This window comes from Streptomyces sp. NPDC030814, assembly GCF_055572155.1.
This window is the reverse complement of the sequence record NZ_JBVIDX010000011.1, coordinates 256,438-274,451: the sequence shown is the minus strand read 5'-3', so window position 1 is coordinate 274,451 and position 18,014 is coordinate 256,438. Positions and strand designations below refer to the sequence as shown.

At 71.9% G+C, this 18,014-nt stretch carries 17 protein-coding genes and 1 pseudogene; 9 read left to right on the top strand and 9 right to left on the bottom strand.

The features are described 5' to 3' along the window. Window positions 1-44: 44 nt before the first annotated feature. Complete coding sequence (locus ACZ43N_RS24265; RefSeq protein ID WP_468100292.1) at window positions 45-971, top strand: helix-turn-helix domain-containing protein; 927 nt, start codon at window positions 45-47, stop codon at window positions 969-971. Window positions 972-1,008: 37 nt separating this feature from the next. Here ACZ43N_RS24265 and ACZ43N_RS24260 read toward each other — a convergent pair. The 3 genes and pseudogenes from ACZ43N_RS24260 to ACZ43N_RS24250 form a co-directional block, all read right to left on the bottom strand. Beyond that, window positions 1,009-1,155, bottom strand: a pseudogene (locus ACZ43N_RS24260) (ABC transporter permease); the annotation flags it as partial. A gap of 196 nt (window positions 1,156-1,351) precedes the next feature. Next, on the bottom strand, window positions 1,352-2,617 hold the full coding sequence (locus ACZ43N_RS24255; protein ID WP_468100290.1) for a L,D-transpeptidase: 1,266 nt from the start codon (window positions 2,615-2,617) through the stop codon (window positions 1,352-1,354). A gap of 221 nt (window positions 2,618-2,838) precedes the next feature. Beyond that, window positions 2,839-3,183 (bottom strand): hypothetical protein, encoded by a 345-nt coding sequence (locus ACZ43N_RS24250; protein ID WP_468100289.1) that lies wholly within the window; start codon window positions 3,181-3,183, stop codon window positions 2,839-2,841. A 110-nt stretch (window positions 3,184-3,293) separates the two neighbouring features. Between ACZ43N_RS24250 and ACZ43N_RS24245 the strand changes: the two genes are divergently transcribed. Beyond that, window positions 3,294-3,626, top strand: coding sequence for a hypothetical protein (locus ACZ43N_RS24245; RefSeq protein ID WP_468100288.1), 333 nt, complete (start codon window positions 3,294-3,296; stop codon window positions 3,624-3,626). A 67-nt stretch (window positions 3,627-3,693) separates the two neighbouring features. On the opposite strand, the gene hutH is transcribed toward ACZ43N_RS24245, so the two are convergent. The 3 genes from hutH to ACZ43N_RS24230 all read right to left on the bottom strand — a co-directional run bounded on the left by hutH (window position 3,694) and on the right by ACZ43N_RS24230 (window position 7,833). Further along, window positions 3,694-5,232 (bottom strand): histidine ammonia-lyase, encoded by a 1,539-nt coding sequence (gene hutH / locus ACZ43N_RS24240; protein WP_468100347.1) that lies wholly within the window; start codon window positions 5,230-5,232, stop codon window positions 3,694-3,696. 428 nt (window positions 5,233-5,660) lie between these two features. Continuing rightward, window positions 5,661-6,830 carry a GGDEF domain-containing protein gene (locus tag ACZ43N_RS24235; RefSeq protein ID WP_468100286.1) on the bottom strand — a complete coding sequence of 390 codons (1,170 nt, stop codon included), beginning with the start codon at window positions 6,828-6,830 and terminating at the stop codon, window positions 5,661-5,663. A gap of 175 nt (window positions 6,831-7,005) precedes the next feature. After that, the gene (locus ACZ43N_RS24230; protein WP_468100285.1) at window positions 7,006-7,833 is read right to left on the bottom strand and encodes an enoyl-CoA hydratase/isomerase family protein; all 828 of its coding nucleotides are present in this window, start codon (window positions 7,831-7,833) and stop codon (window positions 7,006-7,008) included. 584 nt (window positions 7,834-8,417) lie between these two features. Here ACZ43N_RS24230 and ACZ43N_RS24225 point away from each other — a divergent pair. Then, a complete protein-coding gene (locus ACZ43N_RS24225; RefSeq protein ID WP_468100283.1) occupies window positions 8,418-9,077 on the top strand; it encodes a hypothetical protein in 660 nt (219 codons plus the stop codon). Between the two features lie 205 nt (window positions 9,078-9,282). Here ACZ43N_RS24225 and ACZ43N_RS24220 read toward each other — a convergent pair whose 3' ends face one another. Together ACZ43N_RS24220 and ACZ43N_RS24215 are read right to left on the bottom strand one after the other, a co-directional pair. Further along, window positions 9,283-10,413 (bottom strand): adenylate/guanylate cyclase domain-containing protein, encoded by a 1,131-nt coding sequence (locus ACZ43N_RS24220; protein WP_468100281.1) that lies wholly within the window; start codon window positions 10,411-10,413, stop codon window positions 9,283-9,285. 240 nt (window positions 10,414-10,653) lie between these two features. Next, window positions 10,654-11,523, bottom strand: a complete 870-nt coding sequence (locus ACZ43N_RS24215; protein ID WP_468100280.1) for a biotin--[acetyl-CoA-carboxylase] ligase — start codon at window positions 11,521-11,523, stop codon at window positions 10,654-10,656. A gap of 186 nt (window positions 11,524-11,709) precedes the next feature. Between ACZ43N_RS24215 and ACZ43N_RS24210 the strand changes: the two genes are divergently transcribed. The 4 genes from ACZ43N_RS24210 (at window position 11,710) to ACZ43N_RS24195 (ending at window position 14,460) form a co-directional block, all read left to right on the top strand. After that, complete coding sequence (locus tag ACZ43N_RS24210; protein ID WP_468100279.1) at window positions 11,710-13,308, top strand: acyl-CoA carboxylase subunit beta; 1,599 nt, start codon at window positions 11,710-11,712, stop codon at window positions 13,306-13,308. A 14-nt stretch (window positions 13,309-13,322) separates the two neighbouring features. Then, window positions 13,323-13,532, top strand: coding sequence for an acyl-CoA carboxylase epsilon subunit (locus tag ACZ43N_RS24205; RefSeq protein WP_468100345.1), 210 nt, complete (start codon window positions 13,323-13,325; stop codon window positions 13,530-13,532). A 71-nt stretch (window positions 13,533-13,603) separates the two neighbouring features. Continuing rightward, window positions 13,604-13,732 carry a morphogenic membrane protein MmpB gene (gene mmpB, locus ACZ43N_RS24200; protein WP_468100278.1) on the top strand — a complete coding sequence of 43 codons (129 nt, stop codon included), beginning with the start codon at window positions 13,604-13,606 and terminating at the stop codon, window positions 13,730-13,732. A gap of 104 nt (window positions 13,733-13,836) precedes the next feature. Next, window positions 13,837-14,460 carry a Maf family protein gene (locus ACZ43N_RS24195; RefSeq protein WP_468100277.1) on the top strand — a complete coding sequence of 208 codons (624 nt, stop codon included), beginning with the start codon at window positions 13,837-13,839 and terminating at the stop codon, window positions 14,458-14,460. Between the two features lie 7 nt (window positions 14,461-14,467). Here the strand turns inward: ACZ43N_RS24195 and ACZ43N_RS24190 are convergent, their stop codons facing one another. Then, window positions 14,468-15,016, bottom strand: a complete 549-nt coding sequence (locus tag ACZ43N_RS24190; RefSeq protein WP_468100276.1) for a hypothetical protein — start codon at window positions 15,014-15,016, stop codon at window positions 14,468-14,470. A gap of 381 nt (window positions 15,017-15,397) precedes the next feature. Here ACZ43N_RS24190 and ACZ43N_RS24185 point away from each other — a divergent pair, with 381 nt between their 5' ends. Both ACZ43N_RS24185 and ACZ43N_RS24180 read left to right on the top strand, forming a co-directional pair. Continuing rightward, window positions 15,398-17,173, top strand: a complete 1,776-nt coding sequence (locus tag ACZ43N_RS24185; RefSeq protein ID WP_468100275.1) for an acetyl/propionyl/methylcrotonyl-CoA carboxylase subunit alpha — start codon at window positions 15,398-15,400, stop codon at window positions 17,171-17,173. Between the two features lie 205 nt (window positions 17,174-17,378). Then, window positions 17,379-17,942 (top strand): TetR/AcrR family transcriptional regulator, encoded by a 564-nt coding sequence (locus ACZ43N_RS24180; protein WP_468100343.1) that lies wholly within the window; start codon window positions 17,379-17,381, stop codon window positions 17,940-17,942. Window positions 17,943-18,014 lie beyond the last annotated feature (72 nt).

Genomic DNA, 18,014 nt, shown 5'->3' with positions numbered 1-18,014 from the left:
GGCGGGGTCAGGCTCCTGGGCGTACGACCATGAATACTTGACGTATGGACGAACAGCCCGAAGCCGCACAGGACCGGCAGCGGCCCGGCGGCCCCACCGGAGCCCCCCTCGACCGGCGTGCCGAGCTCAGCGAGTTCCTGCGGACGCGGCGGGCCCGGCTGAAGCCGGAGGACGTGGGGCTGCCGGAGTTCGGCCGACACCGGCGGGTGCCCGGGCTGCGGCGGGAGGAGCTGGCGCAGCTGGCGGGCGTGTCGGTGGCGTACTACACGCGGCTGGAGCAGGGCAACGGACGCAATGTGTCCGCGGAGGTGCTCGACTCCATCGCGCGCGCCCTCCGGCTGAGCGACGCCGAGCACGCCCACCTCACGCACCTCGCCAAGCCGAAGGCCCACAAGAAGAAGCCGTCGGCCCGTCCGCAGCAGGTCAGGGGCGCCCTGCGGCAGCTGATCGACTCGCTGGACGGCATCCCCGCGTACATCACCGGGCGGCGCTCGGACATCCTCGTCTGGAACCGGATGGCGGCGGCCGTGTTCGGGGACTGGTCGGAGCTGCCGGCGCAGGAGCGGAACTGGGCGCGGATGGTGTTCCTGCGGCCCGAGTACCGGGACCTGTACGTCGACTGGGAGCAGAAGGCCGCCGACATCGTCAGCTACCTGCGGATGGACGCCGGCTGCCACCCGGACGATCCGCGGCTGTCCGCGCTGGTCGGCGAGTTGTCGGTCAAGAGCGAGGAGTTCCGGCGGCTGTGGGCCACGCACGACGTGCGGGAGAAGAGCCACGGGGTGAAGCGCATGCGCCACCCGCTGGTCGGTGACCTGGCCCTCTCCTTCGAGTCGTTCCGGCTCCCCGACGATCACGAGCAGACGCTGATCACCTATCACGCGGAGCCCGGCTCCCCGTCCGCCGAGGCACTGCGCCTGCTGGCCAGCTGGGGCACGGACGCGACCCGCGCCCCGACCACGACACCGTAGCGCCGCCTGCGGCGATACCGTGACATCGGAGGTCTATGAACGTACGTCCGCCGGTGGTCTTCGAGGAGGTCAGCGGGCCGAGGTCCGGCTCGGTGACGTCCGTGCCGTACACGCAGTAGTCGTCGACGTCGAACTCGGCGCCGCCGCCCTCGACGCGCCCCTGCGGCTGCCCGGCGTCCCCGCCGTTCTCCACCGCGGATCACGGGACAGCCCTGAGGGAGGCCACGTGATGAGGGGATCAGCCCTCGATACCGGATGAGAACCCTGTGCGCGGCTGCGGGAACGCCGATGCCGCCCCTGGGGGCGGCATCGGGTGTCACAGGGTCAGACCGGGTCGGTGCCACGTGCGGTGACCGGCGCGGCGCCGCTCGGGCGGTGGGTCAGGCCGCCGAGCCCGCCTTCCAGTCGGCCCAGCTCATGTTCCAGCCGTTGAGGCCGTTGTCCGGGGAGACCGTCTTGTCGCCGGTGTTCTGGACGACGACCACGTCACCGACGATCGAGTTGTCGTAGAACCAGGCGCCCTCGGTGTCGGGGTCGTTCGCGCCCTTGGTGTCGTTCAGACCGACACAGCCGTGGCTGGTGTTGACGTTGCCGAAGACGGAGTCGGCGCCCCAGTAGTTGCCGTGGATGAAGGTGCCGGAGGTCGTCAGACGCATGGCGTGGGGTACGTCCTTGATGTCGTACTCGCCCTTGCCGTCGTCGTCGGTGAAGCCGACCGTCGCGCCGTTCATCCGGGTCTCCTTGAACTTCTCGGAGATCACCATCTGGCCCTCGTACGTCTTGTTCTCGGGTGAGCCGGCGGAGATCGGGATGGTCTTGACGACCTTGCCGTCCTGCGTGACCTTCATCTGCTTGGTCTTGGCGTCGACGATCGAGACCTGGTTGCGGCCGATCTTGAAGGAGACCGTCTTCTGCTGGACGCCGTAGACGCCCTCGGCGCCCTCGACACCGTCGAGCGCGAGCTTCAGCGTGACGGTGGAGCCCTCCTGCCAGTAGTCCTCGGGCCGGAAGTCGATGCGGTTGGCGTTGAACCAGTGGCCGACGACCTCCTGGCCGGAGCTGGTGGAGACGGTGATCCCCTTCTGCACGGCGGCCTTGTCGGTGATCGCCTTGTCGAAGTTGATCGACACCGGCATGCCGACGCCGACGGTGGAGCCGTCCTCCGGCGTGAAGTTGCCGATGAAGCTGTTGGCGGGCGAGACGGTGGTGAACGCCGCGTTCTCGTGGGCCTCGCGGCCCTCGGAGTCCTCGGCGGTGGCGGTGATCTTGTAGTTGGTGGACCGCTCCAGCTGCACGCTCGGCGCCCAGCTCTTCTTGTCGGCGGATATCTCACCCTGGACGGCGGTGCCGTCGGAGGTGGTCATCGTCACCTTGGTGAGCTTGCCCTTGCTCACGGTGACCTTGGCGGAGTTGTTGATGGAGGCGTTGTTCGAGCCGTCCTTAGGGGTGATCTTGATATCGGCCTCGGAGGTCTTCTTGGCCGCCGCCTCGTCGACCTTGGACTGCGAGTCCCCGCCGTCGTTCCCGGACGCGTTGTCGCCGTCGCCCCCGCTGCACGCAGAGAGCACCAGCACCCCGCCGAGCAGTGCGGACGCGACCGTCAGGCCCTTGCGCCGCTTACTGTTCGTCATCACACGCTTCTCCATCGTTGCCGAAATCCCCAAAGAGCCGAGAATCCCCGTAAGCACTAAAACACCACTACGGCATCGAGCCGTTCCGCTTGGCGCCGATGTGTGGGGTACGCCACTCCGCCTGTTCCGCGTCGTCGACGGCCCCCGGCGGTGGTGCTTGAGTGGCCAGTGCTCCCCCTGAGACGAGAGAACCCCGGGCGGCGGTTGCCGCCCGGGGTCGTGACTCCCAAGGCGCGTCAGCCGCGTCCGTCTTCCTCGTCGTCCTCGCCGTCATCATCCTCGTCGAGGCCCCATTCCGGCGAATCGGGGTCGTAGTCGATGCTCTCACTGCTCCAGGAGGCCTGGGCGAGTTCGACGCCCGGCACCTCGTCGACCAGGTCGAACGGGTCGATCAGGTAGGCGAGCGCCTCCGCCGTGTCCTCCGCCACCGCGCTCTCGGCGTGTACCCGTTCGTCGCCCGGCATATCGGGATCGTCGGCGATCCGCCGCAGCGCGGCGCCGGTGACGGTCTCGACGTTCTCGACCTCCACCACCAATTCCAGGCGAAGACGGACAAACTGTGATGTCTCAGCTGTAGTCATGCGTCGGAGCGTACGGCTCACATGCCCCGCGACTTTCCCACGACCCGCGACTTTCATTAGCATCGCTGTCCACGGCCAATTCGCCAGCTTCACAAGGGGATCGATATTCCGTGTCCGTAGCACGTCGCGCGTCGCCCACCGCCCGCCGATCGCTGCTGACCGCCACCGCCGCGGGGACCCTTCTGGCTGCCCTGTGGTTCGTGCCGTCGGCCAACGCGACCCAGGAGGCCCCGGACATACGGCAGCAGACGACGACCGACTCCGACGGGACGACGGTCTCCGGCTCGACGGAGGACGAGGAGTCGGCGGGCCGCACCGCCCAACTCGCCGACACCGGAAGCCCCAACACCACGCCGTACATCGTCGGCGGCACCCTCTTCCTGGGCCTGGGCGCGGGCTTCGTGGCGTATTCGGTACGACAGGGGCGCCTGGAGGCGTACTGACGGCGCGACAGCGACGCGCGTACCCAGGGGGCACCGCCGACATGGCGGTGCCCCCTGCGCGTCCCGGTCAGGCCAGCGGCCCGGTGACCGACTCGGCGGCCGCGACCAGCCGCCCGTCCCGGACGAACGCGTCCGCGAGCGCCAGGTCGGGGGCGAGGAAACGATCCGGCCCGGGGCCCTCGACCCCGAACTTCCGTACGGCCTCGACCACCGCCCGGGTGGCGGGCGCGGGCGTGAGCCCCTCACGCAGTTCCACGGCGCGCGTCCCGGCGTAGAGCTCGACGGCCAGCACCCGGGTGAGGTTGTCGACGGCGGTGCGCAGCTTGCGGGCGGCCGACCACCCCATGGAGACGTGGTCCTCCTGCATCGCGGAGGACGGGATCGAGTCCGCCGAGGCCGGTACGGCGAGCCGCTTCAGCTCGCTGACCAGTGCCGCCTGGGTGTACTGCGCGATCATGAGCCCGGAGTCGACACCGGCGTCGTCCGCGAGGAACGGCGGCAGCCCGTGCGAGCGGTTCTTGTCGAGCAGCCGGTCGGTGCGCCGCTCGGCGATCGAGGCCAGGTCCGCGACCGCGATGGCGAGGAAGTCCAGTACGTACGCGACCGGGGCGCCGTGGAAGTTGCCGTTGGACTCGACCCTGCCGTCCGGCAGGACTACGGGGTTGTCGACGGCCGACGCCAGCTCCCGCTCGGCGACGAGCCGCGCGTGGGCGATGGTGTCCCGTCCGGCCCCGGCGACCTGCGGGGCGCAGCGCACCGAGTACGCGTCCTGCACCCGCGGCGCGTCGTCCTGGTGGTGCCCGGTGAGCCCCGAACCCTGCAGTACGGCGAGCATGTTGGCGGCGGAGGCGCCCTGCCCGGGGTGCGGCCGGATGGCGTGCAGCTCGGGGGCGAGGACCTTGTCGGTGCCGAGCAGCGCCTCCAGGGAGATCGCGGCCGTGACGTCGGCCGACTTGTACAGCGTCTCCAGGTCGGCGAGCGCCATGACGAGCATGCCGAGCATGCCGTCGGTGCCGTTGAGGAGGGCGAGCCCCTCCTTCTCGCGCAGTTCGACGGGGGCGATGCCGTGCGCGGCGAGCAGTTCGGCGGCCGGCCGTACGAGGCCGTCGGGGCCCTCGGCGTCGCCCTCGCCCATGAGGGTGAGCGCGCAGTGCGACAGCGGCGCGAGGTCGCCGGAGCAGCCCAGGGAGCCGTACTCGTGCACGACGGGGGTGATCCCGGCGTTGAGGATGTCGGCCATCGTCCGCGCGACCTCGGGGCGTACGCCGGTACGTCCGGAGCAGACGGTCTTCAGTCGCAGGAACATCAGTGCGCGGACGACCTCGCGCTCCACCCTCGGCCCCATGCCGGCCGCGTGGGAACGGACGATGTTGCGCTGGAGCTGGGTGCGCAGCTCCTGGCTGATGTGCCGGGTCGCGAGGGCGCCGAAGCCGGTGGAGACCCCGTAGACGGGGTCCGGTTTGGCTGCCAGCGCTTCCACGATCCCGCGGGCCGCGGCGAGGGCCGCCAGCGCCTCCTCGGAGAGCTCGACCCGGGCGCCGGCGCGCGCCACGGCGAGGACGTCGGCGGCGGTGACACCGGACGTCCCGAGCACCACCGTGTCCACAGAGTGCATATCCATATTCAGGATCGTAGGGACTGAATCGTCGAATGTCACGACCGATTGCCGGAAGGGCTCCTTACCCCGCCGCCACCCATGACACGATCCGCGACATTCACGGACGAAGCAACTCGCGTAGATCAGAGATCGCTCAGAACATGCTTGGAATTCGGTCAAAGAACGATCAGAAACTCGCAGGTAACCGACTTTCCGGGTGAGGCGGAGGGTTACGGTCATGGCACCGGATGCGTCGACGCTTCCCATGCACGCCCTCCCCTGCGCGCACACGACGAGTCGACGCCTCGGATGACCCCGGGTCCCACGGCCTCCACTCCCCCCTGTCGGCCGTGGGTCCCCCTACGGCCCCGGCGACGCGACCCGGGCCGTAGGCGTCCGAGGGCCGCGCGCGACCTCGAACAGCCGCGCGGCCCGCCCTAGGACCGGCGCCCTCGAATGCGGCGCCGGTCCCCGGGGTGCACCGGATCGACGGGCGCGGGCGGCCGGTCGGCGAGACGGATGACCGGGTCCTCGCCCCCGTCGCCCTCCCGGCCCGCGACGACCGGCTCGATGGAACCGGCGGCCTTGGCCCGGTACTGCGCGGCGTCCGCGAGCCGGAACAGCCGACGGGCCGAGCGCAGCGGCCCGATCGGGTCCCCCGTGGAGGCGACCCCGCACGCGACGCCCTCCCCCGGCTCCAACGCGCGGGCCCGGACGCACAGATCGCCGGCGACCCGTACCACCTCGTCCGCCGACGGGCCCACCGCGAGCAGACAGAACTCGTCACCACCGAGCCGCGCGGCCAGGACGTGGGGCAGCTCCGCCGCGCAGCACGAGAGCACCGATCCGAACCGCTCCAGGACCTGGTCGCCGATGGCGTGCCCGTAGGAGTCATTGACCTTCTTCAGGCCGTTGAGGTCGCAGACCACCAGGCTGATCACCGTGCCGTCGCGCCGGTGCGCCTCCATCGCCTCGTCCAGCCGCAGATCGACCGCGCGCCGGTTGGCGAGGCCGGTGAGGGGGTCGGTGAAGGCGAGCCGCCTGGCTTCCTCCAGCCGTTCGGACTGTGCGATCCCCGCCGCCACCACTGAGGCGAGCACCGTCGCGAACGCGGCGTCGTCGCCGTGGAAGACGGGCTCCCCGGCGGGCCGGGCCACATACAGCTCGCCCCACGCCCTGCCGTTCAGCACGACGGGCGCCACCACGCAGCAGCCCCGGCCGCGCCGGCGCAGCGTCGCCACCCGCTGATGGCAGTAGCCGCCCCGGCGCCGTTCGGCGACCGGCCCGGCCGCCGTCTCCACCCAGGCGTTGGGCTCACCGCCCTCCAGCCACCGCTCGTGGAGGAACTCCGCGATCTCCGGGAACTCGTGCACGGGGTACGTCTCGTCCTCCGGGAACTCCTCCTCGTCCGCCGCCCGGTTGCCCACGTTCACGAGCACCCGCAGCAGCCCGCGCTCCCGCTCCCACACGGACAGCGCGGCGAAACTGCCGGACAGGGCCCGACAGGCCCCGTCCGCGGCCGCCCGCCACGACTCACGCGGCGTGTGCGCGGCGGCCATGCCCCGCGCCAACGCCACCACGGCCTTCAGCCGTCTGTCCTCGCCCACCACTCCAGGCTAGGGAGCTTTGGTCCGATGTGAGACGTTGGTGGGGCGAACAGGGGTACGGCTCGGCGACGCACGCCCCGGTCACTGGCGCGGCCACCGTTCTCCAGGGCTCGGCGAGCGGCGCGAGCGCCCCACCGCCCCGGACGCACCACGTGGCCCCCGACCGGGCCCCAGCTCACTCCCCCGGCCACTCCGGCTTCCGCTTCTCGTTGAAGGCGGCCACGCCCTCCGCCCGGTCGCCCGAGAAGGCCACCGAACGCCACGCCGCGTCCTCGACGTCCAGCCCCGCCCGCAGATCCAGCCCGTGCCCGAGCCGGAGCGCCCGTTTCGCGGCCCGCAGCCCCACGGGCGAGTTGGCGGCCATCCGCCCGGCCAGCGCCAACGCCTCCGTACGGTCCCGCCCCTCGTCCACCAGCTCGTCCACCAGCCCCAACTCCCGCGCCTCGGCGGCCTCCAGCCGACGCGCGGTGAAGATCAGCTCGGCGGCCCGCGCGGCCCCCACCCGACGCGGCAGCAACTGCGTACCGCCGCCGCCCGGAATCACCCCCACCGACACCTCCGGCAGCCCCACCACCGCCGTGCGGTCGGCCACGATCACATCGCAGGACAGCGCCAGCTCGAACCCGCCGCCCAGCGCGAAGCCGTGCACGGCGGCGATCGTCGGCATGGGCAGCTCCAGCACCCCGGTGTACGCCGCCCGCGCGACGGGCCGCTGCCGCACCAGCTCCGCGTCAGTGAACGAGTTCCGCTCCTTCAGGTCGGCCCCCACGCAGAACGCCCGCTCATGCGTCGACGTCACCACGACCACCCGTACGTCCCGGTCGGCGGCCAGCGCGTCGCACGCGGCGGCGATGGAGCGGGCCATGTCGGTGGACACGGCGTTCATGGCCTTCGGCCGGTCGAGGGCGAGTTCGGTGACGTGGGCGTGCCGCCGCACGACCACGAACTCGCCGTACCGCCGCTCGTCGCCCGGCCCCTCTGTGACCTCGACACCGACGCCCATGACACCCTCCTGGTTAACGCGGGTTAACTACCGTCGCCCCGATCATCGCAGCCCGGCCCGCCCCGCAAAACCCCGGATCCGCCGCGGGGCCCTGAGGACGACGCGTCCGACGCCCCCGCCCGACAACGCGTCGGCCCGTTTCCCCGTTCGAGTGACATCCGGCCCTTCACAGGCCGGATCGCCCCCTTCGCTGCATAGCCTGCGCTCCGCCAGGCGCACCGGGGGACACGGGCGCGGAGGGAGGACGGACCATGAAGACGAACCCGGTGACCAGGCCGACGACGCCCACCAGGGAGACGAAGCCGGGAACACCAGCGGCGGCGCCGCAGCCGCCGCAGCCGCCGCAGCCGCACGGTTCACCCACGGCGCAGGCCCCGAAAGCCCCGCCCCGGCCGAACACGCCGGCCCGACCCGCGGCGCCCGGGAGGGGCCCAAGGCCCCGCGGGGCGCAGGCGCCGGACGGGTCGCCCGCGGCGCGGGCCTCGTCCCGGTCGCCGAGGCCGCGGATCCCACCGCCGGAAGCGGTTCGGGGCGTCTCGGCGCCGTGGGCCCCGTCGGGGGCGCGCGGGACGTCCTCGGCGTCCATGGCTTCGTCGGCATCGACCGCCTCGGTCACGGGCGCGGGCGGGGACCGGCCGGCCCCGGCTCCCCTCGCCGTCCGCCCTCGGGGCCGCCACCGGCGTCCGCGCCCCCGGAAGGCGCTGTTCGTGGTCGGCGGGATGGTCCTGGCGGCAGGTGCGCTGAGCCTGCTGCGGCTGGCCTCGGACCCGGTCGGCGGCGCGGCCGGTGCCGCACCGAGGGCGGCGGACGGCGTCACGGACACGGCGACCAGCGCCTGGACGACGGCGGACAGGGGGCCCTCGGCGGAGCCGACCGCCGACGCCCCGACCGGCGACACCAGCCCCACGCCGACGGCACCCCCGTCTCCCGGTTCGGCCGGCGCCGTGCCCGCCCCGGCGGCGACGTCGTCCGTGCCCTCGATCGGCATCGAACTCCGCGACGGCCTCTTCGCCCGCCGCTCCCCCGCGGCCCGCGCCACTCCCCCGGGGACCCAGTCGGCCCCCGAGGCCCCCCGCCCCACCCGGTCCGCGCCCACCCCACAGCCGGCCTCGTCCCGGCAATCGGCCGCCCCCGGCTCCCCGGTGACCCTCGACCACACGACCGGGCCGCCCCGACGGCAGGGGCCGGGCAGGTGCGTGCCGATCGTCGGCCTGTGCGTCGACGGCACGCCGGGTGGCAGGTGAGGACGGCCCTCCAGGCGACGACGAGGTCCCAGGGCACGCCGACGACAACGACGAGTCCCAGGGCACCGGCGACACGGGCCCCGGCCCCGACCGCCCGCCCCTGCCCCGGCGTCAGCAGCAGGTGCCGGAAAAAGCCCCACCAGGCCCTCGGCCCTGATCCGAAAGCCTCACTCGGCTCTCAACCGGCCGTCCCCCTCGCCGAGGCCTACGCCTTACCGGGTCGGCGGGTGAGCAGCCACGGCTGCACCACGCCCAGACCTCGTACGGGGCGTTGCCACATGGGCTGGAGGGCGAACCGGTAGGTCGGCGGTTCCTCGCCCTCCTTCTCGGCGGCGGCAGCGGCCTCGGCGGCCTCCGCCTCGGACGCGGGGGCCTCGCCGGAGCGGATCAGTTCCTCGGCGAAGGCGGCGTCGACGAGGACCGCGTCCTTGGGCGCTATCGAGGTCAGCCGGCTCGCGAGGTTCACCGTGGAACCGAAGACGTCGCCCATCCGGGTCGTGACGGTCCCGAAGGCCATTCCGACGCGCAGTTCGGGCATGGTCTCGTCGTTCGCCATGGTTTCTATCAGCCGCAGGGCGATCTCGGCGGCCACACCCGAGTCATCGGCGGCGTAGAGGACCTCGTCGCCCAGGGTCTTGATCAGCCGGCCCCCGTTCGCCGCGACGAGATCCGCCGCCGTCGTCTCGAAGGCCTCGACGAGCTCGCCGAGCTCCTCCTCCTCCATCCGGCGGGTGAGCCGGGTGAAGCCGACCAGGTCGGCGAAGCAGACCGCGAGCCGCCGGTCGACCATCTCCTCGTCGTCGGCGGCCTGCACGACCCGGCCGGTGGCGGCGGCGAGCTGTCGCCGCCAGACGTAGACGAGGAACTCCTCCAGCTCCGGCAGGAGCAGCTCCACCAGGGGGTACGTCACCTCGGTTCGGGTCATGCCCGGCTCCGGCGGTTCGGTCAGTCCCTCCAGGAAGGAGTCGATCTGCCACTCGGCGAGCCGCGCGGTGGTCTGACCGGTGGAACGTGCCACCTGCACGGCCATGGCCTCGCTGAGCAGCCCCGCCTCGACGAGACCGGCGAGCCGCCGCAGAGCGAGGACGTCCGCCTCGGTGAGCGCCTTGGCCTGGCCGATGTCCGCGAAGCCCATGGCCCGCCAGAACCGGGACGCCAGTTCCATGGACACGCCCGCGCTACGGGCCGCCTGGAAGGGGGTGTAACGACGCTCGGCACCGAGGATCAGCCCTTCGAGCCGCAGCGCCAGCGGGTCCTCCTCGCCGCCGTCCGCGCCCTGGGGGTCCGGCGGGTCCACGCGGCCCTGCGCGTCCGTGCCGGTGTCCTCGACGCTCACGCCAGCTGCCCTTCCGATCTCCCGCGGTCACGTACTCGACCGGCCTCAACTCTACGGCAGGTGTGCGCCAGCTCACTCCGTAAGGTGCAACTGACAGGGGTGTGCTCCTTGACCGTACGGCCCCGCCGCCACCCGCGCTCAGCGGCTCGTCCGCGGCCGACGGGCGGGCCGGACGCCGTCACCGGGTTCCCGGACAACAGGCGCCCCACACACACCACCAGCCTCAGGATTGGCGCCTTCTCACACGGCGCGCAGGTGCACGATGTCCCCGGCCCCCACCGGCTCCTGCACCCCTTCACCGGTGGCCAGCACCAACCGCCCGTCGCCGTCGACGGCCACGGCCTCGCCGACGATCGACCGGTCGCCCGGCAGCTCGGCCCGCACCTTGCGCCCCAGGGTCGCGCACCCTGCCGCGTAGGTCTCCTGCAACCCGCTCACCGCCGGGTCGCCCCCGGCCCGCCGCCAGCGGCCGTACCAGTCCTCCAGTGCCCGCAGCACGGCGCGCAGCAGCGGATCGCGGTCGGTGGTCACGGCGCCCGCGAGGGCCAGCGAGCCGGCGGTGGGCACGGGCAGCTCGTCCTCCCGCAGACTGACATTGATGCCGATACCGATGACGACCCCGTCGTCCCCCGCGCGCTCGGCGAGGATGCCGCCGGCCTTGCGTTCCTCTCCGCCCACGGTCACCAGCAGGTCGTTCGGCCATTTGAGTGACGTATCGACGCCGGCGGCCCGGGACAGCCCCGTGGCGACGGCGACACCGGTCAGCAGCGGGAGCCAGCCCCACTGGTGGACGGGTACCTCGGTGGGCTTGAGGAGGACGGAGAAGAAGAGTCCGGAGCGGGCCGGTGCCGACCACTGCCGGTCGAGGCGGCCCCGGCCGGCCGTCTGTTCCTCGGCGACCAGGACCGCGCCCTCCTCGGCGTCCCCCCGGACCGCGAGGCCCACCAGATCGTGGTTGGTGGAACCGGTGCGCTGCACGACCTCCACATCGCAGTACAGGCCCCCGTGTCCGCCGTCCCGTACCAGCGCCCGACGCAGCGCGGCCCCGTTGAGCGGCGGGCGGTCGAGGTCGGACCAGCGGTTGTCGTCTGAAGCATCTCGCGGCGTCATGCAACCCACCCTAGGTGTGGTAAACGCCGCACTGCCGAACCGTAGGGGCAGCACTACGCTACGGATGAGTAACCGCCCCCACTTCTGAGCACCTACTGAGACAGCATCAGCGCTCACCCCGAGCAAGCACGCACCCGAAGTCCTCACGTCCCACGTCCCACTGAGCAGGCAGGGAGCCGCATCCCGATGTCCGAGCCGGAAGAGCCAGCGACCATCGACATCCACACGACCGCGGGGAAGCTCGCGGATCTGCAGCGCCGTATCCACGAGGCGACGCATGCCGGCTCCGAGCGCGCGGTGGAGAAGCAGCACGCCAAGGGCAAACTGACGGCCCGTGAGCGGATCGAACTGCTCCTCGACGAGGACTCCTTCGTCGAGTTCGACGAGTTCGCCCGACACCGCTCCACCGACTTCGGCATGGAGAACAACCGCCCCTACGGCGACGGCGTCGTCACCGGCTACGGCACGGTCGACGGCCGCCCCGTCGCCGTCTTCTCACAGGACTTCACCGTCCTCGGCGGTTCCCTCGGCGAGGTCTTCGGCCAGAAGATCATGAAGGCGATGGACTTCGCCCTGAAGACCGGCTGTCCCGTGATCGGTATCAACGACTCCGGCGGCGCCCGCATCCAGGAGGGCGTCATGGCCCTCGGCATGTACGGCGAGATCTTCCGCCGCAACACCCACGCGTCCGGCGTGATCCCCCAGATCAGCCTGGTCGTCGGCCCCTGCGCGGGCGGCGCGGTCTACTCGCCCGCGATCACCGACTTCACGGTCATGGTCGACCAGACGTCGCACATGTTCATCACCGGCCCGGACGTCATCAAGACGGTCACCGGCGAGGACGTGGGCTTCGAGGAACTGGGCGGTGCCCGCACCCACAACGCGACCTCGGGTGTCGCCCACCACATGGCGGGCGACGAGAAGGACGCGATCGAGTACGTCAAGCAGCTCCTGTCCTACCTCCCCTCCAACAACCTCAGCGAGCCCCCGGCCTTCCCCGAGCAGGCCGACCTCTCCGTCACGGACGAGGACCGGGAACTCGACACGCTCGTCCCGGACAGCGCCAACCAGCCGTACGACATGCACACGGTCGTCGAGCACGTCCTGGACGACGCCGAGTTCTTCGAGACCCAGGCCCTGTTCGCGCCGAACATCCTCACCGGCTTCGGCCGCGTCGAGGGCCACCCCGTCGGCATCGTCGCCAACCAGCCCATGCAGTTCGCCGGCTGCCTGGACATCGACGCCTCCGAGAAGGCGGCCCGCTTCGTCCGCACCTGCGACGCCTTCAACGTCCCGGTGCTGACCTTCGTCGACGTCCCCGGCTTCCTCCCGGGTGTCGGCCAGGAACACGAGGGCATCATCCGCCGCGGCGCCAAGCTCATCTACGCCTACGCCGAGGCCACGGTCCCCCTGATCACGGTCATCACCCGCAAGGCCTTCGGCGGCGCCTACGACGTCATGGGCTCCAAGCACCTCGGCGCCGACCTCAACCTCGCCTGGCCCACCGCCCAGATCGCCGTCATGGGCGCCCAGGGCGCGGTCAACATCCTGCACCGCCGCACCATCGCGGCCGCCTCCGACGAGGAGCGCGAGGACGTGCGCGCCCGCCTGATCCAGGAGTACGAGGACACCCTCCTCAACCCCTACACGGCGGCCGAACGCGGCTACGTCGACGCCGTGATCACCCCCTCGGACACCCGCCGCCACATCGTCCGGGGCCTGCGGCAGCTCCGCACCAAGCGCGAGTCCCTGCCGCCGAAGAAGCACGGCAACATCCCCCTCTAGACCTGACGGGAGCCATCGTGATCAAGGTCGTACGGGGCAATCCGACCCCCGAGGAGCTGGCCGCCGCCCTGGCGGTGGTCCAAGCGCGCGCCGCGGCGGCGGCCACGCAGCCGTCCGGCGCGCCCGCACCCCGGGACTCCTGGTCCGACCCGTCCCGCATCGCCGCGCACCGCCTGCCGGCCCCGGGCCCCACTGCGTGGAGCCGCACCTACTGGCCCGGCTGAGCGGAACCGCCGACCTCACTTGAGTACGCGTACTCAGGCGTCCGGACCACAGCGCCCCGCACCATCGGATCATGCTGTGGTCCGACCCTGAGAACAAGCCGCCGAAGGAACTCCGAGACACCCAGGACATGCTCCGCCGGCTCAGCATCCTCATGGCCCTGGCCATGCTCCTGGCGATGCTGGTCCTGGGCGTTCTCTGAGCGGCCGGGAACGGCGGCGCGGCAGCAGTCGGCCGACACCCGCCGGCACGGCGCCGCCCCACGACGCGCCCCGGGCGCCCGCCCCCCGCCGCTACCCTGACCGCATGACCGAACCGCATCCCCGCCGTCGTCTCGTGCTCGCCTCCCAGTCCCCGGCCCGCCTCAACCTGCTCCGCCAGGCCGGCCTGGACCCCGAGGTGATCGTCAGCGGAGTGGACGAGGACGCCGTCACCGCCCCCACCCCCGCCGACCTGGCCCTCGCCCTCGCCGAGGCCAAGGCCTCCGTCGTCGCGGCGAAGCCCGAGGTGAAGGGCGCCCTCGTCATCGGCTGCGACTCGGTGCTCGACCTGGACGGCGAAGCCCTCGGCAAGCCCGCCGACGCCGAGGAGGCCACGGCCCGCTGGAAGTCGATGCGCGGCCGCGCCGGCACCCTGCAGACCGGCCACTGCGTCTACGACACGACGACCGGCCGCTACACCTCCGCCACCGCCTCCACCGTCGTCCACTTCGGCGACCCCAGCGACGAGGAGATCGCCGCGTACGTGGCGTCGGGTGAACCCCTCTACGTCGCGGGCGCGTTCACCCTCGACGGCCGTTCGGCCCCGTTCATCGACGGCATCGACGGCGACCACGGCAACGTCATCGGCATCAGCCTCCCCCTGGTCCGCCGCCTCCTGGCCCAACTGGGCGTGGCCATCACGGACTTGTGGACACCCCGAGCCCAGTAGAGGTGCCTCAGGGCGTACCGGCGGCCGGCGGCGCGGCAGGCGTGGCCGGCGCGCCCCGCTCATCCGCCGTCGGCGCACCCGGGTCGTCCGCTCCCGGCACACCCTGACCGTCCGGCTTCGGCGCACCCTCGCCGCCCGCTCCCACGCCCGCGTCCCCGGCGCCCCCCTGCCGGTCGTACGTCATCAGCGTGAGCACCACGAGCGCCAGGACCACCATCATGAAGACGAAGGCGCCCCATCCCACCAGCCCCACCGTGAGCGCACCGAGCAACCCGTGCACGACGGCCACGCTGATGAGCAGGACACGCCCGAGCCCGGCGGCGGGCCGGTCGCGTACCGCCACGAGCAGGGCGACGAACCCGCAGAACGCGAAGTAGAGCCCGAAGACGACACCCCCGGCCTTCGACGAGAGCGACATCGCGTCGGGGTCCAGCCCGGCGAGGGACATCTCCTGCCGGTCCACGACGGTGCCGAGGAACCACTGGAGCAGGGCGATCCCCAGGCCCTCCGCGAACAGTACGACCGCCGTGACCACCGCCACAGGTCTGCGGATCACCGCCACCCACCCCACTTTCCCTGCCGCGCCGTTCTCGCCGGGGCACTGTTACCCCGCGTACGTGTTCGAGACATCGCGAACGCTACTAACGGGTAAACCCGGGGACAAGGGTTCCCGCGAGAGCAAAGAATCGTTGGGCCATTAGTAGGGATTCCACAAAGAAACCCAACCGGCCGCAGCACGGCCGCACAGAGACCTTGACCACAGTAGAGGGCTAGGGTTTTCGCGTGGAGTCCTGCGTGATGCGGTACGACAAGGGATTTCGCCGGTCGAGCGAGCCTCGATTCACGCTCCGTGTGGGCAAGGTCACCATTGAGGACGGGTCGAAACGCCGTGTCGGCAGTCCCTAAACTCGGCTTGTTTCAAGGAGAGGGAGCCATCGTGCGCAAGGTGTTGATCGCCAACCGAGGCGAAATCGCTGTCCGCGTCGCCCGGGCGTGCCGGGACGCCGGGATCGCGAGCGTGGCCGTGTACGCGGATCCGGACCGGGACGCACTGCATGTGCGTGCCGCGGACGAGGCGTTCGCCCTGGGCGGTGACACCCCCGCCACCAGCTACCTGGACATCGCCAAGGTGCTCCAGGCAGCCAAGGACTCCGGCGCGGACGCGATCCACCCGGGCTACGGCTTCCTCTCGGAGAACGCGGAGTTCGCCCAGGCGGTGCTGGACGCGGGCCTGAACTGGATCGGCCCGCCCCCGCAGGCGATCCGCGACCTGGGCGACAAGGTGGCGGCCCGTCACATCGCGCAGCGCGCGGGCGCCCCGCTCGTCGCGGGCACCCCCGACCCGGTCTCCGGCGCCGACGAGGTCGTGGCGTTCGCCGAGGAGCACGGTCTGCCCATCGCCATCAAGGCGGCGTTCGGCGGCGGCGGCCGCGGCCTGAAGGTGGCCCGCACCCTCGAAGAGGTCCCCGAGCTGTACGACTCGGCCGTCCGCGAGGCGGTCGCGGCGTTCGGCCGCGGCGAGTGCTTCGTGGAGCGCTACCTGGACAAGCCGCGCCACGTGGAGACCCAGTGCCTGGCGGACAAGCACGGCAACGTGGTCGTCGTCTCGACCCGTGACTGCTCGCTCCAGCGCCGCCACCAGAAGCTGGTCGAGGAGGCTCCGGCGCCGTTCCTGTCGCCCGAGCAGAACGCGGAGCTGTACCGCGCGTCGAAGGCCATCCTGAAGGAGGCCGGCTACGTCGGCGCCGGCACGGTGGAGTTCCTCGTCGGCATGGACGGCACGATCTCCTTCCTGGAGGTCAACACCCGTCTGCAGGTCGAGCACCCGGTCACCGAGGAGGTCACCGGTATCGACCTGGTCCGCGAGATGTTCCGGATCGCCGACGGCGAGGAGCTGGGCTACGACGACCCGCCGCTGCGCGGTCACTCGTTCGAGTTCCGCATCAACGGCGAGGACCCGGGCCGCAACTTCCTCCCGGCACCCGGCACGGTCACCACGTTCACCCCGCCGTCCGGTCCCGGTGTCCGTCTGGACGCGGGCGTGGAGTCCGGCAGCGTCATCGGCCCGGCCTGGGACTCCCTCCTCGCCAAGCTGATCGTCACCGGCGCCACCCGGCAGCAGGCCCTCCAGCGTGCCGCGCGCGCCCTGGAGGAGTTCCAGGTCGAGGGCATGGCGACGGCCATCCCGTTCCACCGCGCGGTGGTGACGGACCCGGCGTTCGCCCCCGAACTCACCGGCTCGACCGACCCGTTCACGGTCCACACCCGCTGGATCGAGACGGAGTTCGTCAACGAGATCAAGCCGTTCGCCGCCCCCGCGGACACCACCGAGTCCGAGGACGAGACGGACCGCGAGACGATCGTCGTCGAGGTCGGCGGCAAGCGCCTGGAGGTCTCCCTCCCCGCCGCCCTGGGCATGACCCTGGCCCGCACCGGCCTGGCGGCGGGCGCCAAGCCCAAGCGCCGTGCGGCGAAGAAGTCCGGCCCGGCGGCGTCCGGCGACACCCTCGCCTCCCCGATGCAGGGCACGATCGTCAAGGTCGCCGTCGAGGAGGGCCAGGAGGTCAAGGAGGGCGACCTCATCGTGGTCCTGGAGGCCATGAAGATGGAGCAGCCCCTCAACGCCCACCGCTCCGGCACGATCAAGGGCCTGAGCGCGGAGGTCGGCGCCTCCATCACCTCGGGCGCGGCGATCTGCGAGATCAAGGACTGAGAATCCGCACGCAGCGACCCCCGCGCCCGTCAGGGCCGCGGGGGTCGTGTCGTCGTACCCGTACAACTCCCCCGCCCATCCGACCTCTTAGGCTGAAGTCATCCCGGCGAAGAGAGCAGGTGAGGCCACGGTGAGCACCACCCCGGCCGGGCCCCCGGCAGGAGCGCGGCCCCCCGCGGCCCGGCCCCCTGCGGGCGCCCGTCCCATGCGGGCCGACGCCCGCCGCAACCACGAGCGCCTCCTGACGGCGGCCCGCCTCGCGTTCGCCGCCCATGGCACGACCGCCTCGCTGGAGGACATCGCCCGCCGCGCGGACGTCGGGATCGGCACCCTCTACCGCCACTTCCCGAACCGCGAGGCCCTTCTCGGCGCGGTCTTCGAGGGGGCGGTCCAGGAACTGCTCACCCGAGCCCGGGAGCAGCTCGACGCGCCTCAGCCATGCACCGCACTGGTCACCTGGCTGCGTGACATCATCACTCGTGCGAGTGAATACCGTGGCCTGGCGAAGGCACTCATGACGGTGTCGTACGCCGACTCCCGCACCGAGGGGGACGCCTCGGACCTGGCCAGGTGCTGCGCCCCGATCCACGCGGCGGGCACCGCCCTCCTGACGCGGGCTCAGCAGGCCCACGCCGTGCGCGACGACGTGTCGATCGCCGATCTGCTCCAGCTCACCCACGCGATCGCGCTGGCCGCCGAGGAGACCCCGGACGACCCGGAGCTGGCCGACCGCCTGCTTGGCCTGACCCTGCGGGGCCTGAAGCCCTAACCAAGGGCTGTCCCGTAGTCCGCGGTGGATGCGAGGTGCCGTAGCCGGCGTCGTGCGCCCGCCGGGGGTTAC